Origin of the sequence: Nocardia abscessus, assembly GCF_015477775.1 — a bacterium.
In the GTDB taxonomy this organism is placed as follows: Bacteria; Actinomycetota; Actinomycetes; order Mycobacteriales; family Mycobacteriaceae; genus Nocardia; species Nocardia abscessus_A.
This window is the reverse complement of the sequence record NZ_JADLQO010000001.1, coordinates 640,900-667,429: the sequence shown is the minus strand read 5'-3', so window position 1 is coordinate 667,429 and position 26,530 is coordinate 640,900. Positions and strand designations below refer to the sequence as shown.

At 68.5% G+C, this 26,530-nt stretch carries 22 protein-coding genes and 1 riboswitch; of the genes, 10 read left to right on the top strand and 12 right to left on the bottom strand.

The annotated features are described in order from the left end of the window. Window positions 1-243: 243 nt before the first annotated feature. The 4 genes from IU450_RS03200 to IU450_RS03185 all read left to right on the top strand — a co-directional run bounded on the left by IU450_RS03200 (window position 244) and on the right by IU450_RS03185 (window position 2,572). On the top strand, window positions 244-1,185 hold the full coding sequence (locus IU450_RS03200) for a DNA-3-methyladenine glycosylase family protein (RefSeq protein ID WP_416382840.1): 942 nt from the start codon (window positions 244-246) through the stop codon (window positions 1,183-1,185). 348 nt (window positions 1,186-1,533) lie between these two features. After that, a complete protein-coding gene (locus tag IU450_RS03195; RefSeq protein ID WP_228833925.1) occupies window positions 1,534-1,866 on the top strand; it encodes a DUF1616 domain-containing protein in 333 nt (110 codons plus the stop codon). A 200-nt stretch (window positions 1,867-2,066) separates the two neighbouring features. Then, complete coding sequence (locus tag IU450_RS03190; protein ID WP_195031033.1) at window positions 2,067-2,291, top strand: DUF397 domain-containing protein; 225 nt, start codon at window positions 2,067-2,069, stop codon at window positions 2,289-2,291. Window positions 2,292-2,374: 83 nt separating this feature from the next. Continuing rightward, window positions 2,375-2,572, top strand: coding sequence for a hypothetical protein (locus IU450_RS03185; RefSeq protein WP_195148237.1), 198 nt, complete (start codon window positions 2,375-2,377; stop codon window positions 2,570-2,572). Window positions 2,573-2,620: 48 nt separating this feature from the next. Here the strand turns inward: IU450_RS03185 and IU450_RS03180 are convergent, their stop codons facing one another. The 7 genes from IU450_RS03180 to IU450_RS03150 form a co-directional block, all read right to left on the bottom strand. Beyond that, the gene (locus tag IU450_RS03180) at window positions 2,621-3,367 is read right to left on the bottom strand and encodes a succinate dehydrogenase/fumarate reductase iron-sulfur subunit (RefSeq protein ID WP_195148236.1); all 747 of its coding nucleotides are present in this window, start codon (window positions 3,365-3,367) and stop codon (window positions 2,621-2,623) included. 2 nt (window positions 3,368-3,369) lie between these two features. Then, the gene (locus tag IU450_RS03175) at window positions 3,370-5,310 is read right to left on the bottom strand and encodes a fumarate reductase/succinate dehydrogenase flavoprotein subunit (protein WP_195148235.1); all 1,941 of its coding nucleotides are present in this window, start codon (window positions 5,308-5,310) and stop codon (window positions 3,370-3,372) included. 25 nt (window positions 5,311-5,335) lie between these two features. After that, window positions 5,336-6,166, bottom strand: a complete 831-nt coding sequence (locus tag IU450_RS03170; RefSeq protein ID WP_195148234.1) for a hypothetical protein — start codon at window positions 6,164-6,166, stop codon at window positions 5,336-5,338. Between the two features lie 734 nt (window positions 6,167-6,900). Next, entirely contained in the window at window positions 6,901-7,188 is a 288-nt protein-coding gene (locus IU450_RS03165; RefSeq protein ID WP_043700481.1) for a hypothetical protein, read from the bottom strand. A gap of 192 nt (window positions 7,189-7,380) precedes the next feature. Further along, window positions 7,381-8,343 (bottom strand): alpha/beta fold hydrolase, encoded by a 963-nt coding sequence (locus IU450_RS03160; RefSeq protein ID WP_195148233.1) that lies wholly within the window; start codon window positions 8,341-8,343, stop codon window positions 7,381-7,383. Window positions 8,344-8,646: 303 nt separating this feature from the next. Continuing rightward, window positions 8,647-10,602, bottom strand: coding sequence for an acyl-CoA dehydrogenase family protein (locus tag IU450_RS03155; RefSeq protein ID WP_195148232.1), 1,956 nt, complete (start codon window positions 10,600-10,602; stop codon window positions 8,647-8,649). 156 nt (window positions 10,603-10,758) lie between these two features. Beyond that, a complete protein-coding gene (locus IU450_RS03150; RefSeq protein WP_181721408.1) occupies window positions 10,759-11,940 on the bottom strand; it encodes an ATP-binding protein in 1,182 nt (393 codons plus the stop codon). A gap of 167 nt (window positions 11,941-12,107) precedes the next feature. Here IU450_RS03150 and IU450_RS03145 point away from each other — a divergent pair, with 167 nt between their 5' ends. The 3 genes from IU450_RS03145 (at window position 12,108) to IU450_RS03135 (ending at window position 13,838) form a co-directional block, all read left to right on the top strand. Next, the gene (locus IU450_RS03145) at window positions 12,108-12,365 is read left to right on the top strand and encodes a hypothetical protein (protein ID WP_195148231.1); all 258 of its coding nucleotides are present in this window, start codon (window positions 12,108-12,110) and stop codon (window positions 12,363-12,365) included. 221 nt (window positions 12,366-12,586) lie between these two features. Beyond that, window positions 12,587-12,755, top strand: a riboswitch (cyclic di-AMP (ydaO/yuaA leader). A gap of 78 nt (window positions 12,756-12,833) precedes the next feature. Beyond that, the gene (locus IU450_RS03140; RefSeq protein WP_195148230.1) at window positions 12,834-13,430 is read left to right on the top strand and encodes a C40 family peptidase; all 597 of its coding nucleotides are present in this window, start codon (window positions 12,834-12,836) and stop codon (window positions 13,428-13,430) included. 3 nt (window positions 13,431-13,433) lie between these two features. Continuing rightward, a complete protein-coding gene (locus IU450_RS03135) occupies window positions 13,434-13,838 on the top strand; it encodes an RNA-binding S4 domain-containing protein (protein ID WP_324197509.1) in 405 nt (134 codons plus the stop codon). Between the two features lie 70 nt (window positions 13,839-13,908). On the opposite strand, the gene IU450_RS03130 is transcribed toward IU450_RS03135, so the two are convergent. From IU450_RS03130 to IU450_RS03120, 3 genes are read right to left on the bottom strand one after another with little or no spacing between them, the layout of a single operon-like run. Further along, complete coding sequence (locus IU450_RS03130; protein WP_324197508.1) at window positions 13,909-15,768, bottom strand: fatty acyl-AMP ligase; 1,860 nt, start codon at window positions 15,766-15,768, stop codon at window positions 13,909-13,911. Beyond that, window positions 15,765-20,831 (bottom strand): type I polyketide synthase, encoded by a 5,067-nt coding sequence (locus tag IU450_RS03125; protein WP_195148229.1) that lies wholly within the window; start codon window positions 20,829-20,831, stop codon window positions 15,765-15,767. Before IU450_RS03125 ends, IU450_RS03130 begins: the two co-directional genes overlap by 4 nt. Beyond that, window positions 20,828-21,124 carry an acyl carrier protein gene (locus tag IU450_RS03120; protein WP_195148228.1) on the bottom strand — a complete coding sequence of 99 codons (297 nt, stop codon included), beginning with the start codon at window positions 21,122-21,124 and terminating at the stop codon, window positions 20,828-20,830. Before IU450_RS03120 ends, IU450_RS03125 begins: the two co-directional genes overlap by 4 nt. Window positions 21,125-21,278: 154 nt before the next feature. On the opposite strand from IU450_RS03120, the gene IU450_RS03115 reads away from it, so the two are divergent. Continuing rightward, window positions 21,279-22,250: an MBL fold metallo-hydrolase gene (locus IU450_RS03115; RefSeq protein WP_324197507.1), complete on the top strand. Its 972-nt coding sequence runs from the start codon at window positions 21,279-21,281 to the stop codon at window positions 22,248-22,250. Between the two features lie 6 nt (window positions 22,251-22,256). Here the strand turns inward: IU450_RS03115 and IU450_RS03110 are convergent, their stop codons facing one another. Further along, window positions 22,257-23,234: an NAD(P)H-dependent flavin oxidoreductase gene (locus IU450_RS03110; protein WP_195148227.1), complete on the bottom strand. Its 978-nt coding sequence runs from the start codon at window positions 23,232-23,234 to the stop codon at window positions 22,257-22,259. A 341-nt stretch (window positions 23,235-23,575) separates the two neighbouring features. On the opposite strand from IU450_RS03110, the gene fadD5 reads away from it, so the two are divergent. Together fadD5 and IU450_RS03100 are read left to right on the top strand one after the other, a co-directional pair. Next, window positions 23,576-25,147: a fatty-acid--CoA ligase FadD5 gene (fadD5, locus tag IU450_RS03105; protein ID WP_195148226.1), complete on the top strand. Its 1,572-nt coding sequence runs from the start codon at window positions 23,576-23,578 to the stop codon at window positions 25,145-25,147. Window positions 25,148-25,214: 67 nt separating this feature from the next. Beyond that, the gene (locus IU450_RS03100; protein WP_195148225.1) at window positions 25,215-25,817 is read left to right on the top strand and encodes a cysteine hydrolase; all 603 of its coding nucleotides are present in this window, start codon (window positions 25,215-25,217) and stop codon (window positions 25,815-25,817) included. Window positions 25,818-25,890: 73 nt separating this feature from the next. Here the strand turns inward: IU450_RS03100 and IU450_RS03095 are convergent, their stop codons facing one another. Continuing rightward, on the bottom strand, window positions 25,891-26,466 hold the full coding sequence (locus tag IU450_RS03095; protein ID WP_324197506.1) for a TetR/AcrR family transcriptional regulator: 576 nt from the start codon (window positions 26,464-26,466) through the stop codon (window positions 25,891-25,893). Window positions 26,467-26,530: the final 64 nt, after the last annotated feature.

Here is a 26,530-nt window from a genome sequence, read left to right as displayed (position 1 = left end):
CCGCCCCAGGCGGCGAGCAGCCAGTTGAGCAGATTTGTGATCATCTCCAGAACCTCCGTAATGGCCTCTGCCAGCTATTTGCCGATCGAAGTCGATATCGCCGTGAATCGCGTGCTGTTACAGCCGAGTGCACGAACTCTCATTATGCGCAAAGGGTATGAAAAGCCTTATCGTGTGGCTCGGATGATAATCCGCGCCACGCGGGTCGAGGGGGACGCGCCCCCGCGCGCCGCACGGGGCAGAATGATGCGGGTGCGCAGCGTGACGGTCGAGCCGGGAGCGAGCCGGACCGTGACCACGGATCGTCCGATCGATCTGGCGTGCACCGTCGCGCCGCTCGGCCGCGGCACCGGAGATCCGTGCCACCGAGTGACCGGCGACGGCGCGCACTGGCACGCCTCCCGTCTGCCGACCGGGCCGGTCACCTACCGATTGACCCAGTCCGGCCCGTGCGCGGTACAGGCGCGTGCGTGGGGGCCGGGCGCGGCGGAATTCCTCGACGGTATCGAGCACATGCTCTGCCTGGACGAGGACGTCTCGGCGTTCCTCCCGGCTCATCCGAAGCTCGTCGAGGCCCATCGCCGCTTCCCCGGACTGCGCATGCTGCGCACGGGTCTGGTCTTCGAAGCTTTGGTGCCCGCCGTGCTGGAGCAGAAAGTGCACACCATCTCCGCGCGCGCGTCGTGGCGGAAGCTGGTGCGGCGGTTCGGCGAACCCGCACCGGGCCCCGCGCCGGACGGAATGCTGCTGCCTCCGGACGCCGATGCCTGGCGACGCATCCCCTCCTGGGTCTATCACCGGGCCAATGTCGGACCACAACGCGCGCAAACCATCGTGCGCGCGGCGCGGCTCGCCGACTCGCTGGAGCGTGCGGCGCGGGTCGATCCGGCCGAGGCGGCGCGCATGCTGTGCAGTGTCCCCGGTATCGGGGTGTGGACCGCCGCGGAGATCGCGCAGCGGGCATTCGGCGACGCGGACGCGCTGTCGGTCGGCGATTTCCACCTCGCCGCCGCGGTCGGCTGGACCCTGCTCGGCCGTCCGATGGACGACGAGGCGATGGTGGAATATCTGGAACCGCTGCGCCCGCACCGCTACCGGGCGATCCGCCTGCTCGAAATCAGCGGCCAATTCCACAAACCGAAGTTCGGCCCCCGCACTCCGCTCACCGACCACAGCCGGCACTGAGTCACAGCTTTCACATACGTCCCGGATCAAACGTATTTTCCCCACTTTTGCACTGTCTTTATCCCTTAATCCGGGCGGCGGCAACGCGAAACTGAAGGTAGCACCATCTCCGTATGCATCTCGGCACGAGCGGGGGCGCAGTCGGATCGCAGGGGCTTTCGGTATGGCGCTCACCTAATTGTCGAACCACACAACTGCAGGGGGTTGTCGGTGCAGCAGAGGCCACTTGGAGATACACCACGGTCCAGATGTCAGTTCTATCGGCGGGAATGTGACCTGCCCGCCGTTGTCGACCCACCAGAACTCGGCCGCATCGTGATGCGCGCCGGATCGGTCTGGGCGTTGACCATGCCGAGCAGCCTGGGGCAGGCGGTCAAGGCACACATGCAGAGCAAGAGAGTTCGGCTCGGTCCGATCCTGGCGCACCCGCGCTCGAACCGGTGGACCTTTCTGATCGCACCGGACCTGCCCGAAAGCGATACGCGACTGTTCGCGGAGCTGTTCCGGCTGGACGTGTCGGTCTCCCGCACCGGATCGACCATCGCGTTGCCGTCTCCCACCGCGTCGGTCGGCGCCATCCGCCGGTGGATCGTGCCGCCGCGCAACCGGTTTCGCCCTTCCGGCCGGGAGGTGGTCGCGGCTATCCGCGCGTGGGCCGAGCCGGCGCAGCGACGCCGCTGAGAGCTCGCGATCCCGCTGAGTATCGCGCCGGAATCGTCGTGGCGGGCCGGTGTCACCGGCGCGATCATCCGGCCTCGTTGTTCGCCCGACAGTGCCGGTCAGCGGCGGTACTATCGGGCGCGCGTGAATGCGTCCAGCAGTTGTGCTGGATTCTCGGTCCGTACACGTCTGCCCCGGCAGACAGCTAAGGAGTCTGATTCGTGAGCATTCAAGGCAACGCGAACATCGACCTGACCGGCGCCACGTGGCGGAAGGCCGGAGAAGGGCCGGGCAACGACAGCGTGGAGGTGGCGCTGCTCGCCGACGGACACGTCGGCCTGCGCAACGGGAAGGACCCCGACGGGCCGGTGCTGGTCTTCACCCCCGGAGAGTGGGCCGCTTTCACGGCCGGGGTACACGACGGTGAGTTCGATCGTCCGCGCTAGGGCGCTCCGAAGATCACGAAATGACAGATATTCGACAACGAAAAGACGTTTGCCGCAGCTGAATTACGGGTAGCTCTCTATTCGTGGACCGTGGGCTCAAGAGCTCCCATCCCCGGTACAAGAAATTGTTTCCGGACGATTGGGTGGAATGGCTGATCGTCGCACTGTTGTTCGCGGTGTCGGCGGTCGGAGTCTTCGTCCTCACCAACTCGCTGTTGTCGGCGCTGCTCGTCGGCCTGCTGGTGTGGATCGTCGCCCTCGGTGTAGTGGCAATGCTGTAGGGGTGCGCCGACCGGCCGGGTATCGTCCCGGCCGGTCGTCTCTGTCACCTAACGCCGAAACAGCTTGTTGCCCAACCACACCACCGGATCGTATTTGCGATCGGCCACTCGTTCCTTCAGCGGAATCAGGGCGTTGTCGGTGATCTTGATATGTTCCGGGCAGACCTCGGTGCAGCACTTGGTGATGTTGCACAGACCGAGTCCCTGCTCGTCCTGGGCGAGCTCGGTCCGATCGCCGACGTCCAGCGGATGCATCTCCAATTCGGTGATCCGCATCAGATAGCGCGGTCCCGCGAACGCCGTCTTGTTCTCCTCGTGGTCACGCACCACGTGACAGGTGTTCTGGCACAGGAAGCACTCGATGCATTTGCGGAATTCCTGCGAACGCTCCACGTCGATCTGCTTCATCCGGTACTCGCCCGGTTTGAGATCGGCGGGCGGCGTGAAAGACGGTATCTGTCGCGCCTTTTCGTAATTGAACGACACGTCCGTCACGAGGTCCTTGATCACCGGGAACGTGCGCATCGGCGTCACCGTGATCACTTCGTCCTGGCCGAAGGTGGACATTCGTGTCATGCACAGCAGACGCGGCCGCCCGTTCACTTCGGCCGAACAAGAACCGCACTTGCCCGCCTTACAGTTCCAGCGCACCGCCAGGTCGGGCGCCTGCGTGGCCTGTAGCCGGTGGATGATGTCGAGCACCACCTCGCCCTCGTTCACCAGCACGGTGAAATCGTGCAGCTCTCCGCCGTCGAGATCGCCGCGCCATACGCGGAATTTGGCGTCGTAACCCATCGTTACGCCTCTCGCTCCGTCGAATGTCCGGCCGCGGCCGGGTGCCCGGCGAGTTCGTCCGGGGTGTAGTACTTTTCGAGCTCGCCGAGATCGAAGAGGGCGAGCAGGTCCGATCGCATCGGTTGTTGTTCCTTGCGCGTCACCGTGACGTCGGGGATCGGGTCGCCGATCGTGCCCGGATCCACGGCGCAGACCAACAGGCTGTTCCGCCAATCCGGATCCATCGACGGGTGGTCGTCCCTGGTGTGCCCGCCGCGGCTCTCGGTCCGCAACAGCGCAGCGTGTGCCACGCATTCGCTGACCAACAGCATGTTCTGCAGGTCGAGTGCGAGATGCCAGCCGGGATTGAACTGGCGATGACCCTCAACTGTCACGTGACGGAATCGCGCGCGCAGCTCGCTGAGCTTGTCGATCGCCTCGCGGACCTCATGTTCCTTGCGGATGATGCCGACCAGGTCGTTCATCGTCTGCTGCAGATCGGTATGCAAGGTGTAGGGGTTCTCCCCCTTGCCGTCGCCGGGCGGATCGAACGGCGCTACCGCGGCCTTCGCGGCCTTCGAGACGTCGTCCTCCGAGACCGACGGCCGCGCGCCGAGCTGTTCCACATAGGCAGCGGCGCCCAGTCCGGCACGGCGGCCGAACACCAGCAAATCCGACAGCGAGTTACCGCCCAGCCGATTCGACCCGTGCATACCGCCGGAGCACTCGCCCGCGGCGAACAGCCCGGGCACCATGGCCGCACCGGTGTCCGGATCGACCTCGACGCCACCCATCACGTAGTGACAGGTCGGCCCGACCTCCATCGGCTCTTTGGTGATGTCCACGTCCGCGAGTTCTTTGAACTGGTGGTGCATCGAGGGCAGCCGCCGCACGATCTCGTCGGCGGGCATCCGGGAGGCTATGTCCAGGTAGACGCCACCGTGTTCGGTGCCGCGTCCGGCCTTCACTTCTTCGTTGATCGCGCGGGCGACCTCGTCACGCGGCAGTAGATCCGGCGTGCGGCGCGCGGAATCGTTGTCCCGCAGCCATTGGTCGGCCTCTTCCTCGGTCTCGGCGTACTGCCCTTTGAAGACCGGCGGAATGTAGTCGAACATGAACCGCTTGCCCTCGGTGTTCTTCAGCACCCCGCCGTCGCCGCGCACGCCCTCGGTGACCAGGATGCCCTTCACGCTGGGCGGCCAGACCATGCCGGTCGGGTGGAACTGCAGGAACTCCATGTTGATCAGCGTCGCGCCCGCGCGCAGCGCCAGTGCGTGACCGTCGCCGGTGTACTCCCAAGAGTTCGAGGTCACCTTGTACGACTTGCCGATGCCGCCGGTCGCCAGCACCACCGCGGGAGTCTCGAACAGGATGAAGCGGCCGGATTCGCGCCAGTAGCCGAACGCGCCGGAGATGCGGTCGCCGTCCTTGAGTAATTCGGTGATGGTGCACTCGGCGAAGACCTTGATGCGCTTTTCGTAGTCGCCGGTCTCGGCGAAATCCTCCTGCTGCAGCGAGACGATCTTCTGCTGCATGGTGCGGATGATCTCGAGGCCGGTCCGGTCACCGACGTGCGCGAGCCGCGGGTAGGTGTGACCACCGAAATTGCGCTGGCTGATGCGGCCGTCCGCGGTGCGGTCGAACAGCGCCCCATAGGTTTCCAGTTCCCAGACCCGGTCGGGCGCCTCCTGCGCATGCAATTCGGCCATGCGCCAGTTGTTGAGAAACTTGCCGCCCCGCATCGTGTCGCGGAAATGAACCTGCCAGTTGTCCTTCTCGTTGGCGTTGCCCATCGACGCCGCGCAGCCGCCTTCGGCCATCACGGTGTGGGCCTTGCCGAACAGCGATTTGCACACCACCGCGACCGACAGCCCGTGCTCCCTGGCTTCGATGACCGCCCGCAGTCCGGCGCCGCCCGCTCCGATCACGACGACGTCGTAGTTGTGCCGTTCCACTTCTGCCATGCAGAGAAACTCCTCGATGAGGCGGTCAGTCGATGAACCGCAGGTCCGAAATCGTGTTGCTGGCCACCAACATGACGTAGAAGTCGGTCAGCACGAGCGTGCCGAGGGTGGTCCAGGCCAGCGTCATGTGCCGGGTGTTCAGCTTGGAGACCTGGGTCCAGAACCAGTAGCGCACCGGATGCGCGGAGAAGTTCTTCAACCGTCCGCCGGCGATATGCCTGCACGAGTGGCAGGACAGCGTGTACGCCCAGAGCAGGATGACGTTGCCGAGCAGCACGATATTGCCGAGGCCGAAGCCGAAGCCGCCGGATTTGCCGTGGAACGCGATGATGGCGTCATAGGTGTTGATCACCGAAACCACCAAGGCCACATAGAAGAAGTAGCGGTGCGCGTTCTGGACGATCAGCGGCAGCCTGGTCTCGCCGGTGTATTTGGCGTGCGGCTCGGCCACGGCGCAGGCGGGCGGGGAGAACCACACCGACCGGTAGTAGGCCTTGCGGTAGTAGTAGCAGGTCAGGCGGAAGCCGAGCAGGAAGGGCAGCACCACGAAGCCGAGTGGCAGAATCGCGGGCAGCTCACCGAACGGCGTCCCGAAATGACTCGAACCCGCCACGCACGAGGTGCTCAGGCACGGCGAGTAGAAGGGCGTCAGGTAGTGGTAGTCCGGAACCCAATATGCCGTGCGCACATACGATCTGATCAGGCCGTAGACAAGGAACGCGCCCAGGCCGAGCACCGTGACGAGTGGGGGGATCCACCATCGGTCGGTGCGCAATGTGCGTTCCGAGATTCGGGCCCTCGTTCTGCTGAATACGCCGGTGCCCTCTTCCGGGGCGGCGGTCGGTGCGGCACTCACAGGTGGATGCCTCGCTGATCTTGTGTGCGGGTGGTCATCGTTACCTCCGCAATCGAATGTGATGCTGAGCACCATACGACACGTCCGCTATTGATCGAGCGGCGTCTCGGCAAAACCGCCCCACGGTCAACCGTATGATTTGCGCCACATCTCGGTGTGCCGCCTGATTGCTTACGCCGGGTAGCGGGCCAACCGGACTTTTCGAACTCGACTCGAGCGGAACGAGTTTCGAGTGGGACGGCAGACGGGCGGAACGGGGCTCCTGGATCCGAGTGACGTCGTCGGCCGGCCGGTCAGCGCAGAGGCGCGTGGGGGAAGGGCGCTGCTCGTCGAGGGGAGCGAAGCGAGCTTTGAGCGCCCGGCGGCGGGGCCGGTGTGCACTCGGTCGCGACTGCCCGGCCGTGATGGCCTTGGAGAACCGCTGTCGGGTGCGGCACCGCGCCACCGTGGGTTGCCGCCGTGGCAATTCGCGGGACCGCCGCATGTGTGCAGCCGGCGGAACACCTGCCGGGAGTCCAGGGCTGCCGTGCCCCGCGCAAGAACTGGGAAATCCTCCGCGGGCCCGACCGCGGTGGTGTGCGAGTCGGCGGTCGCCGCAGGCCCGGCTGTCGCGGGGCGGGGCTCGTCACCGCAGGGTGCGGACGGCACGGCACGGCACGGCGCTCGTCGCCGCAGTGGGCGGCCCAGGCTGGTCGGAACGCACCGGGATGGGCGGCGCCTGCCGCCCATCCGGGTTACTTCGTCCGCGGCCGGGAGTGGAAGCCGAGCCCTTCGTCCTGCGCACCCATCCAGGCGGCCTCGTCGGACTTGCTGTCGGGTACGTAGATGACGTCCTGGGGGCGGCGTTGTACCTCCGGCGGCGGAGACTGCTCGAGTTCGTCGGCGTCGATGACGAGGCGCTCGAGATCGTTCTCCAACCGGCGCACCGTGCTGGCGTCGCCGAACTGGGTGCGCAGTACGCCGATGGATTGCCGGAGCTGGCCGACCGCGTAGCGTAGTTCCGCGAATTCGCTGCGAGTCATCGATCCTCCTGAATTCCCTGGCGGGCATGCGAACTCGGTGCCGTGTCGCGCGGTTGCCCGTCCTGCCTTGGACCGCGCGACACCGAGTCGTGTGACCCACCACACAACGTGATCTTTAACACAGTACCGAAAGAATCCGCTGGTGGCTCGTATCGGATCGAAATCCGATAATTGCCGCCTGATTGCCGAGCATCAGCCAGCGGCGGCGTAACCGGTGTGGGAGCGCACCGTGGCGAAGGCGCGTTCGACAAGCGCGACGATGGACAGCGCAACCTCTTCGGCCCGCTCGAGCATCACGCTGTGACCAGCGCCTTCCAGGCGCACCAGTTCGGAACCGGCCAGCTGGGAGGCCAGCGCCACCGAGTGCGCGAACGGCACGATGAGGTCCGCCGAGCCCGCCAGCACCAACGCGGGGATGGCTCCGAGCCGGTGCAGTGTCGCAGTCTCGTCGAAGGTGATCAGCGAGTGCAGGAAGCCGGCCATGGTGAGCAGGGGCGTGTCGCTCAGCATCGCGGTGGCCAGCGCGGCCATTCTCGGGTTCACCTTCCTGGTCCCGAAGCCTGCTTCGCGCAGCAGCGGCGCCAACAGGTGACGGGTCAGGCGCTGGGACGCCCGCATCGCACGCGGAGCGCGGGTGACGGCGGCTTGCAACGAGGTCACCGTCCGCCGGTTCAGCAGGCGCGCGAGCCCGACCTCGGTGATCGCGTTGGCCGCGCCCGCGAGCAGTCCGACGCCGGCGATGCGGGTGCCGATCGCCTCCGGGTGGAGCCGGGCGTAGGCGAGCACCACCATCGCGCCCATCGAGTGGCCGACCAGGATCACCGGCCCGGTCGGCGCCACCGTCCGCAGCACGGTGTCCAGGTCGTGGGCGAGCTGCTCGATGGTGTAGGTCGACGGATGCGCCGCCCCGGACGCGCCGTGGCCGCGGTGGTCGTAGAACACCATCCTGGTGTCGTCTCCCCACTGTCGCAGCAGGTGCTCGCGCAGGTAGGACCAGGATTCGGTGTGCAGGCAATGGCCGTGGACGAAGACGACGGTCGCGGGGGCTTCCTCGGCGCCGAAGACGCGGACCGCGAGGGGGACACCGTCTGCGGCCGACACCGTGACGCGGTGGCCGTCGTGATCGGCGGCGCGGCGGGCGATGGTCGGGGACATGGCGCTCTCCTGGGGCGAGGCGCCGGGTAGGCGCTTCTTGCCCGGTTGTCGAGCTGGATTTCCATGTCGTTAACGCTCCACACCTGCCGTTATGGACACGTTGCCCAACTGAGGCTGCCGGTCGATCCAGCAGTCGTCCCCGCATTCGTCCGGAAAATCTACGGGAAGATAGCTAGGACAGTAGATTCCTTTAGATTTCCCTGTCGAGGTCCGTGCAGGCTTCGCCCCGGTCGGGTCGCGGGGCGAATCTGCGGCTTTCTAGGAGAAAACCGATATTGGCTGATACTGCGCAAGCGGCGTGCGTCAGGCCTCCGCACGGGTGCGGGTCGAAGGCAGGAACGGGCGCAAGAGGTTCTCCTCGGTCGAGGGACCCACCTGCCACTCGGCGATCCACGGCCCGGTTCCCTCGCTCGGATCGAGCACGCCGTCCTCCAGCCACTCGTACCGGCCGTCGAGCACGCCGCGAGTGAGCGTGCGGTCGTCGTCATCGGTGTTCTCCCACAGCGCGTCGAACAGCTTGCGCACGCGCAGCCGCGCCTGCCTGCAGAAGGTGTCGGCCAGCTCCTCGGCCGCCTTGCTCTCCGGCGCGTCGGCGGCGCGCAATGCCTCGGCCCGCATGCAGGCCGCCGACATGGCGAACAGCTCGGCGCCGATGTCGACGATCCGGCCGAGGAAATTCTGCCGGTATTCCAAGCCCGCCTGCCAGCGGCCCATCGCGTACATCAGCGACCGCGCCTGCTTGCGCGCACTGCGCTCGACGAACCGCAGGTGCCGGGCCAGCACGCCGAACTCGGTGTAGGCCGCGGGCACGGTACCCGCTCCCACCGCCAGCTGCGGGAACCACTTGGCGTAGAACCCCGTCGCGCCGACCGCCGCCTTCGCCTTGTCCTTGAACTCGGCCTTGCGGTCGACCAGCGCACCCGCGGCCGCCATGTGGGCGTCGGCCATCTCCCTGGCGATCAGCAGCCGCATGATCTCGCTCGAACCCTCGAAGATGCGGTTGATCCGCAGGTCACGCACCAGCTGCTCGGCGGGTACGGCCCGCTCGCCCCGCGCCGCGAGCGAGGCCGCCGTCTCGTAGCCGCGGCCGCCGCGGATCTGCACGAGTTCGTCGGCGATCTGACAGCTCATCTCGCTGGCCCACAGCTTGGCCAGCGCCGCCTCGATGCGGATGTCGTTGCGCCCCTCGTCGGACATGCTGGCCGACAGGTCGAGTGCCGCTTCCAGCGCGAACGTGGTGGCCGCGATGAACGAGATCTTCTGGCCGACGGCGGCGTGCTCGCCGACGGGCCTGCCCCACTGCACGCGCTGGGTGCTCCACTCCCGCGCGATCTTCAACGACCACTTGGCGGCGGCGGTGCACAGCGCGGGAATGGCGAGCCTGCCCGCGTTCAGCGTGGTGAGCGCGATCTTGAGCCCGTCGCCCTCCCGTCCGATCAGGTTGCGCTTCGGCACCCGGACCTCGTGCATCCGGGTCAGGCCGTTCTCGATGCCGCGCAGGCCCATGAACGAGTTGCGCCGCTCCACGGTGATGCCCGGTGAATCGGCCTCGACCACGAAGGCCGAGATGCCGCCGCGATGACCCTCGCTCTTGGGCACCCGCGCCATCACCACCAGCAGTTCGGCGACCACACCGTTGGTGGTCCACAGCTTCACGCCGTTGAGCACGTAGGCCTCGCCGTCCTCGGTCGGCGTCGCGGTGCTGGCCATCCGCGCCGGGTCGGAGCCGACGTCGGGCTCGGTGAGCAGGAACGCGCTGACCGCTCCGGCCGCGCAGCGCGGCAGGAACTCGGCCTTCTGCTCGTCGGTGCCCGCCAGCTTGAGCGGTTCCGGCACCCCGATGGACTGGTGCGCCGAGAGCAGGACGCCCAGACTGGGGTGCGTCGAGCCGACCATCATCAGCGCGCGGTTGTAGCCGAACTGGGAAAGCCCCTGGCCGCCATACGATTGCGGGATCTTCAGGCCGAAGCAGCCGAGTTCGGCCAGGCCCTTCACGTATTCCTCCGGTATCCGGCCCTCCGCTTCGATCACCGAACCGTCCATGGACTCGCACAGCGTCCGCAGCCGGGCCAGAAACGCCTCGGTCCGCTCGGTGTCCTCCGGCCCCGGCTGGGGGTACGGGTGGATCAGGTCGAGCCGGAACCGTCCCAGGAACATCTCCTTGGCGAACGACGGCTTGGCCCAGCTCGTTTCGCGGGACTCCTCGACCAGTGCGCGGGCCTGCTCTTCGGTGGCGTCGACTTTCGCGGCTGTCGCCATGATGTCCTCCCTCGGACGTGATCAGGGTCACATCCGAGTGTAGGAGGGTTTGTTACCCACCGGTAGCCCTGCTGGTCGACGGATATCTACGAATATCTAGTGATCTTGTAAGACAAGCGAATACTGAGCAATCCACCCTGTTCGGTCGAGCGGTGGTCAGACCGAGCGCAGATAGCGGCCGAAGTGCGGCACGGTGAAGCCGATCGTGCCGCGCTCGGCGGAGTAGATGAGACCCTTCTTGATCAGGCCGTCGCGGGCGGGTGAGAGGGAGGCCGGTTTGCGGCCGAGTTCGTTGGCCACCGCCGCGGTCGCCACCGGGCCGTCGTCGCCGGACAGGTCGGCCATGGCGCGCATGTACTCACGTTCGGCCGGTGTTGCCCGCTCATAACGGGAGCCGAAGAATCCGACGGCCAACTCCTCTTCGGCAGCGGGCGAGGCCACCTCGACGTCCTCGGCCGTGATCGGGCTCTCGGGCGCCTGATCCCAGGTGGCTTTGCCGTACGCCTGAACGAAATACGGGTAGCCATCGGCCTTGCGGTACAGCGCGTCCAGCGCGTCGTCGGTGAACTTCACGTCTTCCCGTTGGGCGGGCGCGATCAGCGCCTGGTCCGCCGATTCCCGGTCCAACCGATCGATGCGGTGATAGCTGAATAGTCGCTCGGAGTAGCTCTTCGAGGCGGACAGCACGGCGGGAAGATGCGGCAGACCCGCGCCGACCACGATCAGCGGCGCGGCGTCCTGGCTCAGTTCGTGGCACGCGCCGCAGATCGCCGAGATGTCCGCGGGCCCGAGATCCTGCATCTCATCGATGAAGATCGCGATGCCGACGCCGATGTCACCGGCCAGCGCCGCGGCCTCGACCAGCAGTTCCACCAGATCGATCTCGATGTCGCCGGAATCGGCCCGGCCGCTCACCGCGGGAACGTCGATGCCCGGTTGCCAGCGTTCCCGCATGCCCTTGTCCGCGGTGGCCCGCAACGCGAAAGCCTTGAGGATGCCCAGGAAATCGTCCACCCGTTCCGGATTGCGGTGCGACGTGGCGATCGCCCGCGCCGCCATGTGCAGCGCCGAGGACAGCGGGCGGCGCAGTTCCTGGTCCGGCCGCGCTTCGATCTTGCCGGTGCCCCAGCCGCGCGATATCGCCGCCGAGCGAAGTTGATTGAGCAACACCGTCTTTCCCACCCCCCGCAGGCCGGTGAGCACGACGCTGCGTTCCGGACGGCCGCGCGCGACGCGTTCGAGCACGATGTCGAAAGCCGTGAGTTGCTTGTCGCGCCCGGCCAATTCGGGCGGGCGCTGTCCCGCGCCGGGGGCATATGGATTGCGCACGGGGTCCATGCCCCGACACCGTAGCGTGTTTCGTCCGGATAATCTGGGCACATCTACGGCGCGTCCTAGAGAGCCTTAGCGGCCGGTATTGCACTATGGCTCTCGCCGTCGGTTCTTCAGGCCGGTGGCGGTTCGCCAGAATGGTCGCGCGTCACGGCGCGCGGGAACGGAGGGGCATGTCCGAAGAACCGACTGCCGCCAGTATCGCCGAAGTGGTCGGGTCCTGGAACGTTCCGGCCGGCGCCACGGTGGCCCAGCGCATCCGGTCCAACATCCTCGTCGCGATCGAACGCGGCTACGACGATCCCCAACTGGTGGCCGATCTCGCGGTCGGTCCGCTGGTCATGGCGCTGGGCAGGCTCGAGGTCGAACTGATCGAAGCGCGCCGCAGGATCGAGGAGCTCGAGCGAGCGGTGCACGGCGCGCAATCCTGAGTGCCGCGCCGTACCAGGGAGGTCAGTGTCCGTTCGGTGATCTGTCGCCGCAGGACGAGATCGGTCCGTGACCGAGTGCGCACGACCGTTTTTCCGCTGATCGGCCGACGGGTACGCCGGTGATGGAAAAGATGCAGCTCTGTGCGCTGGACAACATCGCGTCGGCACCGTAATCTTCTCGTGACTTAGTGGAACCAGTCGCTTCGTAAGAGAAACGACGCCACTAGTTACCGCCTTAACGGCTGTCGGGGCCAACTGGTCTCGGCTGTCGTGCCGGGGACCCACAGGTTCGTCTGGGGTGAATCTTCGCGGCCATTTCGGTCGTGAGGTAGGGCCGCTCTCCCGGCCCGAACCCGTCAGCTAACCCGGTCGGCGGAAGAGCAGCAAGATCGGAGACGTAGCTCGGTGGGTAAACACAGCTTGCAGCGGGATTCTCGGGTACCGAATTCCGTCAAGGGTGCGATAGTCATGGGTGCGGTAGCCGCGACCGGCGCCATGCCCGCGATTCCGGCCATGGCCGCAACCATCAACGTTCCCGGTGTCGGCAACTTCGATGTTCCGCAGGAATGGGAACAGCCGGTCCAGCAGCTCAACACGCAGATCCAGCAGGCGCTTGCGGCTGTTCCCGCCGCCCCTGCCCCCCAGGCGCCGCAGGCGGTCGCTCCGCAGGCTCCCAATTTCGCGCCGATGCTGCCGGGCCTGTTCGGCCAGCAGCAGAACAGCGCGGGCGACATCGCCCTCGACGCCGCCAGGACCAAGGTCGGCGCCCAGTACTCCTGGGGTGCTGCGGGTCCCCGCGCCTTCGACTGCTCCGGTCTCGTCCAGTGGGCGTTCCGCCAGGCGGGTGTCGAACTCCCCCGCACCAGCTTCGAGCAGTCGCACGTCGGCGCTCCGGTCGCCTACCACGACCTGCAGCCGGGTGACATCGTCATCACCAACGGCGGCGGTCACGTCGGCATCTACGCCGGCGACAACAAGCTCCTGAATGCGGTGCAGTCGGGTACGCCGGTGTCCTACACGCCGCTGCGCCCCGACATGGTGGTCACCGCACGCCGTATCGTCTAACGAGTGGCCCGCGCCGAATCCGGCATCCAGAACACCGCGACCCAGGCCCGCGTCGATTCGTGGACCTGGGCGGTGCGTCTGTTCAAAACAAGATCCGCTGCTGCGGAAGCATGTCGCGGTGGGCACGTTCGAGTGAACGGCGCACCGGCCAAACCCGCGCAGCCTGTGCGCCCAGGTGACGAGGTACGTATCCGGGCGAGCGGCATCGAGCGCATCGTCATCGTGGAACGAATCGTCACCAAGCGCGTGGGTGCCCCGATCGCCGCGCAATGCCTGATCGATCGCAGTCCCCCTCCGCCGCCCCGGGAAATCCTGGCGAGCATGCCGCGCCGGGATCGCGGGGCGGGACGACCCACCAAGCGAGAGCGCCGCGAGACCGATCGTCTGATGGGCCGGGAAGAGTCCTGAACCAGCCGTCGGGTCCGTTCGCGTCGCACGAAACCGTGCCGCGGGCGCGATTCGCGTGATGCGGTCGGTGTCAGATCATGGCGACCGGGCGCAGATGGCCTGCGAGATAACGGGCTCGGCACTCACCGCGGCGGAGTTTCCCGCTGCTGGTCTTCGGGATGCGTCCCGGCTCCACGAGCAGCACCGCACCGGGCATCACCTCGTGTATGGACGCGACCGCGGTGCGGATGCGGCGGGCCAGGGCGAAGAGTTCGGTGGGGTCGCAGCCGCCGGTCGTGACGAGTTCGGCGACCACGACGAGGTCTTCGCGCAGCCCGTCGTCGTGCCCGAACGCCGTCACATGACCCGGCCTGACCTCCGCGGCACATGCCTGCACCGTGGCCTCGATGTCGGCTGGATAGTGATTGCGTCCGTCGACCACGATGACGTCCTTGCGGCGTCCGGCGATGTAGAGCTGATCCTCGTGCTGGAAACCGAGATCCCCGGTGCGCAGCCAGCGAACGACGCTGCCCGGCAGCGTGGCGCCGAAGATCTCCTCGGTGGCATCCGGCCTGCCGAAATATCCGTCGCACACATTGCTTCCGGACACCCAGATCTCGCCGACGTGGCCTGCGGGCAGCACGGTCCCGTTCACCGGATCGACGATCCGCAGCTCCTGTCCGACAGGTGCGCCGCACCCGACCAGCGCCACACCGCCGCGGGAGTCCGGCGCCTCCTCGGGTAGCGCGACCGCGCGCCCTTCGGCCAGAGCCGCCCGGTCGAAGCGGTGCCACACCGGGGCCTCGTTCTGGTCGCAGACGGTGACCGTGAGGGTGGCCTCGGCCAAGCCGAAGCCCGGGGTGTGCGCGTGATGGCGGAAACCGTACGGGCCGAAGGTCTCGGTGAATTCGGTGAGCGCGTCCGCGCGGACCGGCTCGGAGCCGTTGAGCACGATATCCAGTCCGGCCAGGTTGAGGCCGGCCCGCTCGGCGGGGGTGGTGCCCGTAACCGCGAGCTTCAAGCCGAAATTGGGGCACCCGGTGGTACCGGCCCGGTAGTCGGAGATCGCGCGCAACCAGCGGACCGGGCGCTTCACGAACTCCGCAGGCGCCAGCGTGATGCCGTGCACGCCCAGGAACAACGGTAGCGACAGGCCGAGGATCAATCCCATGTCGTGGAAGAAAGGCAGCCAGGTCACGATGGGTCGATCGGCTGCGGTCGACACGGCGTTCCCGAGTTGTGTCAGCGCCGTCGCGAGGTTCTCGTGCGTGACCCGGACGCCTGCGGGGGACTTGGTCGACCCGGACGTGTACTGCAAATAGGCCGGCTCATGGGACACCGGATCAATGACCGCGCCGTCGAGCGCGAGAGAACCCGTGCCCGGCGCGACGAAACGCGCAGGCCCTGATCCCCCGTACCGCGCGGCCGGATCGGTGACGCCCGCCGCCGCCGGCACGGATTGTGCGGTCGGCACGATCTGCCCGGCCGCGTTCCATTCAGGTGCCGCCAGACGAGCCGGCAAGGCGAGTATCCGGCCCAGTGCGGGCCCGAGGGCCGGTGCGGTGGTCTCGTCGTGGGCCGAGAGCAGGCTGAGCGTGGGCCGGGCGTCGGCCAGAACGGCATGCAGGCGGTCGCGGTTGCGTGCGCCCGCCGCCGGGAACAACGGCACGGCGACCCGATTGCTGTACAGGCAGGCGAGAAAGGCCACCGCGTAGTCGACTCCGTGGGCGCAGAGAATGGCCACCCGGTCGCCGAGCGCGCTTTCCTGACGCAGTCGCGCGGCCAGCGCGCCCGCCGCGGCGTGCAGCTCCGCGTAGGTCAGCGTGACGGGCACGGGTTCCCGCACGCGGAAGCGCAGTTCGGTGAAGGCGGGCTCGTGCGGATGGGTGGCAGCCCATGCGGCCACGGAGGTCGCGAGACAATCGCCTGCCGGGTGGTCGGCGGTGGTCACGAGGTCTCTTCGGTGTTCGCGGCGACCCGATCGAGCAGGGCGGCGCCGAGGGCGGTGATGGTCGGATGCTTGAACAGCTCCGCGGTGGCGATCCGGACGCGCAGCCGGGATTCGAGATTGCGTCGCATCTCGATCGCGAGCAGTGAGCTGAGCCCGAGGTCGTTGAAGTCGGCCGCGGGGTCGATGTGCTCGGCGGGCAGATCGAGTGTGCTCGCCAGTACGCGGCGGATGATCGTGGTCAACGGTTCGGCAGGCTCCGGCGGCGCGGGCGCGGCGTTCCTGCTGGGAGCGGGGCTCGGATCGAGCATCGGCACGAGTAGATTCGCCAAGCGCACCGCGACCGGCGACGTGTCGGCGGTCGGTGTGTGCTCCAGCGCGAGCAGGTACGGCCCGTCGTAGCGCAGAGCCTGCGCCAGTACGGTGCTGCCGCGGCGCAGGTCGAATGCCCCGATGCCCGCTCGCCGCAGATGGCTTGCCCCGCCGGCCGCCGCGGCGAGGCCGGAATCCCAGAGCCCCCAGCCGATGCTGAGAATGCGTCTGCCCGGATCTCGCTGTGCCAGGGCGTCCATCGCCGCGTTGGCGGCGGCATAGGCGGCCTGCCCCGGCGCTCCGAGCGCGCCGGTGGCCGAGGAGAACAGCAGGACGAAGTCGGTGGCGTCGGTCGCGGTGAGCTCGATCAGATTGGCCGCCGCGGTGGGTTTGGGCAAGAACATCCTGGCCAGCTGTCCCGCCGTGACCGCGTCGAACGCGGCGTCCTCCAGCGTGCCCGCCGCGTGCACGACGCCGCGGATCGCCGAGTCGGAGGCGCGGATATCGCTGAGCGCGTTGGCCAGGTCGTCCCGGTCGGCCGCGTCGCAGCGGACCACGACGATGCGGTCCTCCAGCCCGTCCAGCAGCGCGGGCACGGGGCGGGGCGCGCGGGTCAGCACCACGACGTCGCGCGCGCCCGCGTCGAGCAACCAGCGCACGGCGACCGACCCGAGGGTGCCCAGTCCGCCGGTGACGACGTAGGTTCCGCTCGCGTCGACCGCCGCGACCGGCAGCGCTCGCGCACGCGCCGGCGTGAAGCGCCGGACGGCGACCTCGCCCGCCGACAGCCGCAGCTCGTCGGGAATCGCACTGTCGGTGGCCGTCACCAGGCTGGTCAACAGCGACACGTTCCTGGGGTCGGCATCGGTCCAGATCAACCGCACCGTCCGGCCGGTCTCCAGCTGGAGTGAGCGAACCAGCCCCGCGATCGCCGCGGCCTCGACCGAGGTCGGCGGGCCTGCTTCCGTGGGCCGCGAGTGTGCACGAGCCGCGTGTTCCTGCGGCAGAACGACCGTCACGGACGCGGTGGCGTCGTGGGCGGAGATCAGTTGCAGCAGCTCCAGGACCCGACCGGTCGCCGGGGCGGCGCTGTTGCCCTCGCCAACCGCGGAATCCGTGGGCCAGACCAGCGCGACGGCGTGGCCGCCGCCACGCCCGGTCAGTACCGCGTCGACGAGCGGGCGCGCGTCGTCCGGTTCGCGGGCGATGCGTTCGGTCGGCACCTCGGCGTCCAGTGCGCGGGCGAGCCGGACCGCGAGGTCGGAGGCGCCGACCACGACCGCGCGCCGCACGCGGGTCTGGTCCACGGAGGCATCGCCGAGCCCGAGTGTTTCGGGGTCACGCGCGGCCCATGCCTCCTGACGGAAGTGCGCGTCGTGCTCGGCACGTGTCGCGCGAACCGCGCCGAGTTCCTCCTCGGCGCCGGGGTCGGCGTAGCGGATGCGCACGCCCGAGAAGGCCAGACAGGGCACACCGTGCTGATCGGTCGCGATGACATCGCCCACCAGTCCGGTGTCGCCGCGCTCCCGGATCAGCGCGTGCACCTCGAGCACGTGGCGATTCGGCTCGTGCGAAAGCCAGGCCGAGTCCATGCCGATCGGCAGCGGAATCGATGTCGTGGGCAATTCGTCGAACACCGCCGCGGCGAGCACGTGCAGGCAGCCGTCCAGCGTTGCCGTGCGATGCAATTCGGCGGCGTCGAACAGGCCGAGTGCCCGCCCGGTGCCCGCGGCGATGCCGCGCAGCGCACGGAATCGCGGACCGTACTCCAGCCGCCTGCGGCGCAATTCCTGGTAGAAGGCGCCGATGGTGATGACGCGCATGTGATGCCGGGCAGCCCGATTTGCGTCGACCACCCGCATCCATGCGACGATATCCGCGGGTGTGGGGTCACCGGCGGGCCGGGCCGAAGCCAGCGTCCCGGTGCCCGTGACCTCCGCCCGCATGCTTTCCTCCGCTCCAGGGCCGCGATAGACGACCTCGGGCAGCACGTCCGGATCGGTCCTCTCGTGCACGGCGAAGTCGGCCAGGGCTGCCGCACCGGCGGTGTCCCTGGCGAGGTGCAGCAGCCGCCGCAGCCAGAAGACGGCGGGAACCGTCCCCTCGCCCCGCACCACGTGCTGGGTGAGATCCTCGGCGGCGAAAGCGGACTCGGGGATGTGGGCGCTCGCGGGTCCGGCCACCAGCAGCGGGAACTTTCGCTTGCGCCACTTTCGCGGTGTGGGCGTGCCGAACGGGCCGAGTGCCGACCAGTCGACCGGCCGCCCCTCCAGGTACAGCCGCGCCAAGCCGGTGAGAAAGCCGCTCGCCTCGTCGTCGCGCAGCGCCACGGCATGCGTGCCGTCGCGGAAGTCGGGATACTCCCGCACCGCCGAGAGCAACACCGGATGCGGGCCGATCTCGACCACCGTGGCGATTCCGTCTTCGGCCGCGCGCTCCATCGCCGCGGCCAATTCCACGGTGTCCGCGGCGTTGCGGGCCCAGTACTCGCGGTCCATGGCCGCCGTGGTCAGCTTCGCGCCACGCCGGACCGTCGAGTACACCGGCACGCGCGGCGCCAACGGGGTGATCTCGGTCAACGCCGCGACGAAGGGCGGGAGCACGGTGACCACCTGCGGGCTGTGCGCGGCGAAGTCCACCGCGAGCCTGCGCGCGAACATGTTGCGCCGGGTGGCTCGGCGTACCAGTGTGTCGACATAGCGTGGCGTGCCCGACACGACCACCGACCTCGGGCCGTTCACCGCGGCGACGGCCACCTCCGCGCGCATCGGCTCCACGAGTTTCGCCGCTTCGTCCGGGGCCGCCTCCAGCACCGCCATCGCGCCGTGCCCGTCCAGATGGGCCAGGGTCGCGCTGCGCAGCACCACCACCCGCGCCGCGTCCGCCAGGGACAACGCGCCGCTCACGGCCGCCGCGGCGATCTCGCCGAGGCTGTGGCCGGCCACCGCGTCGGGACGAATCCCCCACGCCGCCAGCAGTTTCACCAGCGCCACCTGGAACGCGAACAACGCGGGCTGCACCAGATCGGTGGCCTGCGCGTCGCCCGCGGAGGTGAAGCCGTGCCGCGGGGTCCAGATCCGCGGCCCGCCCGCCGCCACGATCGCGTCGGTCGTCTCGGCGAGCGCGGCGGCGAACACCGGATACCGCGCCGCCAGCGCGCGGCCCATCCTCGGATGCTGGCCACCCTGCCCGGAGAACAGGAACAACAGACCACCACGGCGGCGGTGCGCCACAGGGCCGAGCGCCGCATCGGCATCGCCGCGGCCGAGGGCGCGCAGCCGGTGCACCGCGTCGCCGTGGTCGTGCGCGAGGATCGCCGCCCGGGCCGGTTCGGGCAGCAACCGGGCCGTCGCCGAAACCAGCGCACGCGACGACGGCCGCGCCTCGTCCACCGCGTCGGCCAGCCGCAGCGCGCGCTCACGCAGCTCCTCGTCGTCGCGCGCGGTGAGCGGCAGTAGCACCGGGAAGTGTTCACCCATCTCGGACAGTGTCGGCGTCACGCCGCGCAGCACGATGTGCGCTATCGTGCCGCCGAACCCGAACGAGCTGACGCCCGCCATCCGTCGCGGCGCGGGCACCGGGGTCCAGTTCACCGGCTCGGTCGGCACGCGCAGTCCACGTTCGGCCAAGTGCAGCAGCGGATGCTCGGTGTGGACGTTGATCGTCGGAGCGATCATCCCGTGGTGAATGGACAGCGCGGTCTTCACCATCCCGGTGACTCCGGCCGCGGCCTCGAGATGCCCGATGTTGGACTTCACCGAGCCGATCCAGACCGGATCGTCCGCACCGTCGCCGAGCGCGGCGGCGAGCGCGCCGACTTCCACCGCGTCGCCCAGCGGCGTTCCAGTGCCGTGGCATTCGATGTAGCCCGCGCTGCTCGGCGCGTATCCGGCCCGCGACCACGCGCTGCGCAGCGTCTCCTGCTGCGCGCGGCCATTGGGCGCGTACAAGCCGTTCGAGCGGCCGTCGGACCCGACGGCGGTTCCGACGATCTCCGCGTACACCCGGTTGCCCTCACGCACCGCGTCCGCGCTGCGCTGCAGGATCACCACGGCGCAGCCGTCGCCGCGGGTGTAGCCGTCCGCGGTGACGTCGAACGGCGCCGATCGTCCGCCGGGTGAGAGGAAACCGCCCTCGGCCAAGTAGTCCGAGGTGTGCTCCAGCAATACGAGATTGACGCCGCCCACGATGGCGAACGGGACCGTGCCGTCGGCGAGGAGACGGACCGCGAGGTCCACCGCGGCCAGCGAGGACGAGCAGGCGCTGTCGAGCACCAGGCTCGGCCCGTGCAGATCGAGCACGTACGACAACCGGTTGGCGATGATGCTGAGCGCCGACCCGGTCACCGCGTACGGCGCGTCGTGGCCCGCCCGGCCGAGCACCGCGATGCCGTGGTCGTATCCCGACGCGCCGAACACGACCGCGGCGCCGCAACCGCGGGCGCGATAACCGATTCCGGCGTCGTCGAGCGCCTCGACCGCGACTTCCAGCGCGAGGCGCTGCTGCGGATCCATGACCGCGGCCTCGCGGTCGGAGATGGCGAACCAGTCGTTGTCGAAGGACTCGACGTCGTCGATGTACCCGCCGCGCCGGGAGCCCAGCCGCCCGGTGGGCGGGGTGGACGTCGCGTCCCGGCCCTCGACCAGCAGCTGCCAGAACTCGGCGACGCTCGCCGCTCCGGGCAGTCGGCAGCCGATGCCGATGATGGAGACGGGTGGATGCGAGCCGACGGAATCAGTAGGCGCGCTGCTCATCGCATCGCGAGATACTCGACAAGCTGTTCGATGTCCGGATGGTCGTAGATCGCGGTCAGCGGAACCTCGACTCCCATGGCATCCTCGAGTTGGGCGGTCAGCCTCGCAAGCTGAGTGGAACTGAGGCCGAGATCGGTAAAGGGCGAGCTGGTCGACACCGCGGCGGCGTCGACGCCTAGTAGATCCGCGACAGCCAGAACGGCGGCACAAGTGAGCGCGGTGCGCCGGCGATAGCCGAGCGAACCTTCGTTCTCCCGCGCACCGCTGTCCCCGTCCGGAAGACTGGGCCGCATCGCGTCCTCCCTCCCCGTCTCCCGGCTGCTGTTACCCCACACTGAAGAACGGTACCCACGCGATTATGCCGGAGAAATCGGCCGGAGCAAGGTCGCGTTTCCGCTGCCTGCCCGGCTCTTTCGCGAACCGGCGGCGATCACATACCGTGGCATCGTGACCGAACCGGACAGCGGTGCCGCAACCCGTGCCGAGCGCACGCCGACTCTGCCCACCTTGCTGCGCTGCTGCGCCGCGCTGGCGGCCACGCCGGGCCGGTTGCTACGGCCGCGCCGCCCCGACACCGCACTGCTGGCGAACCTCGAAGTGCTGCCGCCGCCCGCCGCGAGCGCCGCGGTGCGGTTGACCGTGCTGACCCAGGCCACCATGTCCGCGCCGACCACCATCGTGGCCGAGGGCGTGCGCAGCCTGAAGGAGATGCGGCTGTCGATGGCCGCGTTCCTGGTCGAGCATCCGAAGGCGCGTTTCCTGATCGATCCGGCCCTGTGCGCGGGCGTGCACGAGCGCGTGCTGCCCGAACTGCCCTTCCCGATCCCGCTGCTCGTCGCGCCCGACAAGCCGGTGCTCGGTCTGTCCGACGCACTCGCCGCGCACGACATCGCGGGCGAGGACATCGATTTCGTGATCCCCACGCACCTGCACTGGGATCACGTCTCGGGCCTGCTGGAATTGCCCGCCTCGGTGCAGATCCGTCTGCCCGGAGTCGAATACGACTGGGCGATGGGCGGTCCGCACGCACCGGCCGGTGTGGCGCGCGGCCCGCTGCGGGGCCGCGGCTTCGACCGCTTCGAGCTGGACGGACCGCCGGTACTGACCTTTCCGCGCAGCAAGGACCTGTTCGGCGACGGCTCGGTGCTGCTGGTCGATCTCGCGGGTCATACACCCGGCAGTATCGGCGTGCTGCTCGCGGTGGACGACGGCAGCCGCGTGCTGTTCGCGGGCGACGCCGTGTGGAGCAAGTTGCAGGTCGATCTGCTGCGGGAGAAGGCGCCGATGCCGGGCAAGCTGTTCGACGCCGACCGGGACGCCGCCTTCACCACGATCCACCGCCTGCACGCCTTGCCCGACGGCATCGAACTCGTCGCGAGCCACGACTACGCGGCCGTCACCGCCCGCGCGGCCAAGTGACTCCGGTCAGCCGACCACCACGGTCTCGGCCAGCCGGGCCGTGATCAGCTGCTCGGCTTCGGTGACCATCCGGCCGATCAGCTCCGCGCAGGTCGGGATGTCGTGGATCAAGCCCTGGCACAGACCGACCGACCAGATGCCCGCGTCCAGATCGCCCTCCTCGAACACCCGGCGACCCCGCGCTCCCGCGACCAGATCCCGCACGTCGTCGAAGGTGCCGCCGGCCTTCTCGATCTCGACGACCTTGCGGCTGATCTCGTTGTCCGCGACCCGCGCCGTGTTGCGCATGGTGCGGAAGATGAGCTGGGTGTCGCGCTCGGAATTCGCGACGATCTTCTCCTTGACCTTCTGATCGATCGAGGACTCCTGGGTGCACAGGAACCGGGTGCCCATGTTGACGCCGTCCGCGCCGAGGGCGAGCGCGGCGACCAGGCCGCGGGCGTCGGCGATGCCGCCGGAGGCGATCATCGGGATGCTCAGCTCGCGGGCGGCGGCCGGGATGAGCACGAGGCCGGGGACGTCGTCCTCACCGGGATGGCCCGCGCACTCGAAGCCGTCGATGCTCACGCCGTCCACGCCGATCCGCTCGGCCTTCAGCGCGTGCCGCACGCTGGTGCACTTGTGCAGCACCTTGATGCCCGCGTCCTTGTAGTAGGGCAGGAACGGCTCCGGGTTGCTGCCGGCCGTCTCGACGATCTTGACGCCGCTGTCGATGATCGCCTGCACGTATTCCGCGTACGGCGGCGGGTTGATCGACGGCAGGATGGTGACGTTCACGCCGAACGGCTTGTCGGTCAGCTCCTTGGTGCGCTCGATCTCGCGGCGCAGGTCGTCCGGGGTCGGCTGGGTCAGGGCCGTGATGAAGCCGAGCCCGCCCGCGTTGGCCACGGCCGCGACGAGTTCGGCCCGCCCGACCCACATCATGCCGCCCTGCACGATCGGGTGTTGGACGCCGAACTTCTCGGTGAACCTGGTCCGCAGCATGCGCTTCTCCTATACCTCGCGCGGGCGTGCCGGTTCGCCCGTTGGGGTCGATGGTGACATGAGGATCGCCTCGTATTCAACTCATAAGTGAGCCGAGGTTCGCATATCTGATGATCTTCACCGGTCCCGTTTCCGCTTCGCGAGCTCTGCCAATGAGTGTAAATGTACTGCTAGAAAGCCGATCCGCAGCTGGAAGTGCCGAACCGGGCTGATTAACCCGGATTCATTCCGCAATCTCTTGCCGGGCATTTAAGTTAGTTGCTATTCTGCACGCGATTCAGCCCGTCGCCGCCGTCGGACATCCCGGCGGGCCGATGGCGGTCCGAGAGGAGTTCGTGGCAATGACCACCGGGGCAGTAGCGCTCGACGAGCCGATCAGGTCGCGGCGCAACCACTGGAACAACCAGATCGCCGTGCACGCGCAGATGCGCCCGGACGCGGTCGCGGTGCGGTTCCGCGGCGTGGACACCACCTGGCGGCAGCTGCACGAGCGGTCGCTGAAGTTCGCCGACGGATTGGCGCGCCGGGGTGTCGGGTTCGGCGACCGGGTGCTGATCCTGGCGCTGAACTACCCGGAATACCTCGAAGCCGTGTTCGGCATCAACGCGCTCGGCGCGATCGCGGTCCCGGTCAACTTCCGGCTCACGCCGCCGGAGGTCGCCTACATCGTCGGCGACAGCGGAGCCAAGGCGGTCGTCACCGACACCGTGCTGCAGCCGCTGGCCACCGCGGTGCAGGCGCAGGCGCCCGCCCTGGAGACCTGCGTGGTGATCGGCGGCGCCTCCGGCGACGGCGTGGTCGGCTTCGACGACCTGCTCGCCGAACCGGGCGATCCGCACATCCCGCTGGACATCCCCGAGGACACCCCCAGCCTCATCATGTACACCTCGGGCACCACGGGCAGCCCGAAAGGCGCGGTGCTCACCTACGCGAACATGAACGCCCAGGCGCTGACCTGCATCCGCGCGCTGGCGCTGCAACCGGAGTCGATCGGGCTGTGCACCTCGCCGCTGTTCCACATCGCCGGACTCGGCAGCCTCGCACCGGCTTTCCTGCTCGGCTCGAAGACGGTGCTGCACCCGCTGGGCGCCTTCGACGCGGGCGAGTTCCTGGACGCGCTGGAGAGCGAGCAGGCCACCTCCGCCTTCTGCGTGCCCGCGCAGTGGCAGCTGGTCTGCGACCACCCTTCCGTGAAGGACCGCAAGCTCGCGCTGGAGGTGCTCAGCTGGGGCGCCGCGCCCGCCTCGGACACGGTGCTGCGCGCGATGGCCGAGTCCTTCCCGAACGCGTTCAACGTAGCGGTGTTCGGGCAGACGGAGATGTCGCCGATCACCTGTGTGCTGGAGGGCAAGGACGCGATCCGCAAGATCGGCTCGGTGGGCAAGCCCATCCCGACCATCCAGGCGCGCATCGTCGACGACGAGATGAACGATGTCGCCCCCGGCGAGGTGGGTGAGATCGTTTACCGCGGGCCGACGCTCATGCAGGGCTACTGGAACAAGCCGGAGGCCACCGCCGAGGCGTTCGCGGGCGGCTGGTTCCACTCCGGCGACCTGGTCCGCCAGGACGAAGAGGGATTCGTCTATGTGGTCGACCGCAAGAAGGACATGATCATCTCCGGCGGCGAGAACATCTACTGCGCCGAAGTGGAGAACGTCCTGTTCGCGCACCCGAAGATCCGGGAGGCGGCGGTGCTGGGCCGCGCGGACGAGAAGTGGGGCGAAGTGCCGGTCGCGGTGGTCGCCCTGCACAACCCGGACGACGAGCTGACCCTCGCCGAGCTGGAACCGTTCCTCAACGAGAACCTGGCGCGCTACAAGCACCCCAAGGACCTGGTGCTGGTGCCCGAGCTGCCCCGCAACGCCAGCGGCAAGGTAGTGAAAGTCCAGTTGCGCAAGGACTATTCGTCCTGAACGTCGAGTGCGTTCGTTTCACGTGAATCGGACAGTGCGCGCGGGCGCGGGTGCGTAAGGTCGTCGCATGGCGATCCGACGCATCCGCGCCGCCGTGCTGGCGCTGCACTGGCAGGTGAATGTCATTCGGCCCGAGGGCTTTTTCGGTCCCATGCTGGCCGCGCCCGTGGCGGCGAGCGGTGTGGTGGCGCGGGCGGCGGACTTTCACGCCGCGGCGCTCGCCGCGCAGCTGCCGGTGATCTTCACCCGGTTCACCATCCCGGTCGGCGAGGGTGAGCTGGTGCGCAATACCGGATTCATGCGCTCGGTGGGCGCGGCGCAGACCGAGTTCCGGCCCGATTCGCCCGGCACCGCGATCATTCCGGAGATGTCGGCGCAGCCGTCGGAAGTCTTCGACAATCAGAAGCTCTCCGGCCTCGCGGGCGGCAAACTGCCGGAGTGGCTGGCGGATCAGGGCATCGAGACGCTCTTCGTCACGGGCGTCGCGACCAACCTCACCGTCGAGCAGACCGCCCGGCACGGCACCGATCTGGGGTTCACGGTGCATCCCGTGGTCGACTGCGTGGCCGCTGCCACCCCGGAAGCGCACGAAGCCGCGCTGGCCAACCTCGAACTCGTCACGGCGGGCAGTGTGAGCGCCGCACAGGCGCTGGAACTGGTCAGCGTTTGAGGGGAACTCGGCGTGGCCGTCGATAGCGTGGTCCGCACCGACGACTCGAACGCGTAACCGGCGGGGGCCCGGCTCAGTCATCGGTCCGATCGGTCAACCCTTGGCCGACCAGGCCGATCACACGGCGGTAAGCCTCCTCGGCCGAGAGCGGTGGCTGCCCCTCCGCGATGGCACCGAGCAGGCCGACGGTGCCCCAGGACAGGAACGTCACGGTGGTGGCGAACTCCTCCTCCGGCATCGCCAGCCGGTCGCGCAGCCGCTCGGCGAGGATCTGCGCGACCATCACCCGTGTGGTGCGCAGCAGCACGGTGCCACTCTTGCGGCCCAGCAATGCTCGGTAGATATCGGGATGATCGGCCGCCAGTTGGAACAGCGTGCGCACCGGCGCGAGCAATTCGGAGGCGCCTGCATCGGTCTGCGCGGCGGTCATGGCCGCGCGCAGGTAGTCGGTGCTGCTGCGCAACAGCAGGTCGTCTTTGTCCCGGTAGTGCGCGTAGAAGGTCGACCGTCCGACGTCCGCGCGGTCCAGGATGTCGCGGACGGTGATCCGGTCGTAGGCGCGTTCGACCATGAGCTCGATCAGCGCCCGGTGCAGCAGGGCTCTGGTGCGCCGGACCCGGCGATCGGCGGTGTCCTGTTCTTCCGGCACGGTGCCTCCCGGACAAATGTCTCGTATGCGTCCGGTTTCGGACGAATTCCGTCGCATTGGCCCT

Coding starts and splice junctions, on each gene's coding strand:
- IU450_RS03100 (WP_195148225.1), top strand. CDS start 25,215: ATGGCGATCCGACGCATCCGCGCCGCCGTGCTGGCGCTGCACTGGCAG.
- IU450_RS03155 (WP_195148232.1), bottom strand. CDS start 10,602: ATGGCGACAGCCGCGAAAGTCGACGCCACCGAAGAGCAGGCCCGCGCA.
- IU450_RS03195 (WP_228833925.1), top strand. CDS start 1,534: ATGCCGAGCAGCCTGGGGCAGGCGGTCAAGGCACACATGCAGAGCAAG.
- IU450_RS03110 (WP_195148227.1), bottom strand. CDS start 23,234: ATGCTGCGGACCAGGTTCACCGAGAAGTTCGGCGTCCAACACCCGATC.
- IU450_RS03120 (WP_195148228.1), bottom strand. CDS start 21,124: ATGCGGCCCAGTCTTCCGGACGGGGACAGCGGTGCGCGGGAGAACGAA.
- IU450_RS03200 (WP_416382840.1), top strand. CDS start 244: ATGATGCGGGTGCGCAGCGTGACGGTCGAGCCGGGAGCGAGCCGGACC.
- IU450_RS03160 (WP_195148233.1), bottom strand. CDS start 8,343: ATGTCCCCGACCATCGCCCGCCGCGCCGCCGATCACGACGGCCACCGC.
- IU450_RS03175 (WP_195148235.1), bottom strand. CDS start 5,310: ATGGCAGAAGTGGAACGGCACAACTACGACGTCGTCGTGATCGGAGCG.
- IU450_RS03125 (WP_195148229.1), bottom strand. CDS start 20,831: ATGAGCAGCGCGCCTACTGATTCCGTCGGCTCGCATCCACCCGTCTCC.
- fadD5 (WP_195148226.1), top strand. CDS start 23,576: ATGACCACCGGGGCAGTAGCGCTCGACGAGCCGATCAGGTCGCGGCGC.
- IU450_RS03165 (WP_043700481.1), bottom strand. CDS start 7,188: ATGACTCGCAGCGAATTCGCGGAACTACGCTACGCGGTCGGCCAGCTC.
- IU450_RS03150 (WP_181721408.1), bottom strand. CDS start 11,940: ATGGACCCCGTGCGCAATCCATATGCCCCCGGCGCGGGACAGCGCCCG.
- IU450_RS03145 (WP_195148231.1), top strand. CDS start 12,108: ATGTCCGAAGAACCGACTGCCGCCAGTATCGCCGAAGTGGTCGGGTCC.
- IU450_RS03140 (WP_195148230.1), top strand. CDS start 12,834: ATGGGTGCGGTAGCCGCGACCGGCGCCATGCCCGCGATTCCGGCCATG.
- IU450_RS03180 (WP_195148236.1), bottom strand. CDS start 3,367: ATGGGTTACGACGCCAAATTCCGCGTATGGCGCGGCGATCTCGACGGC.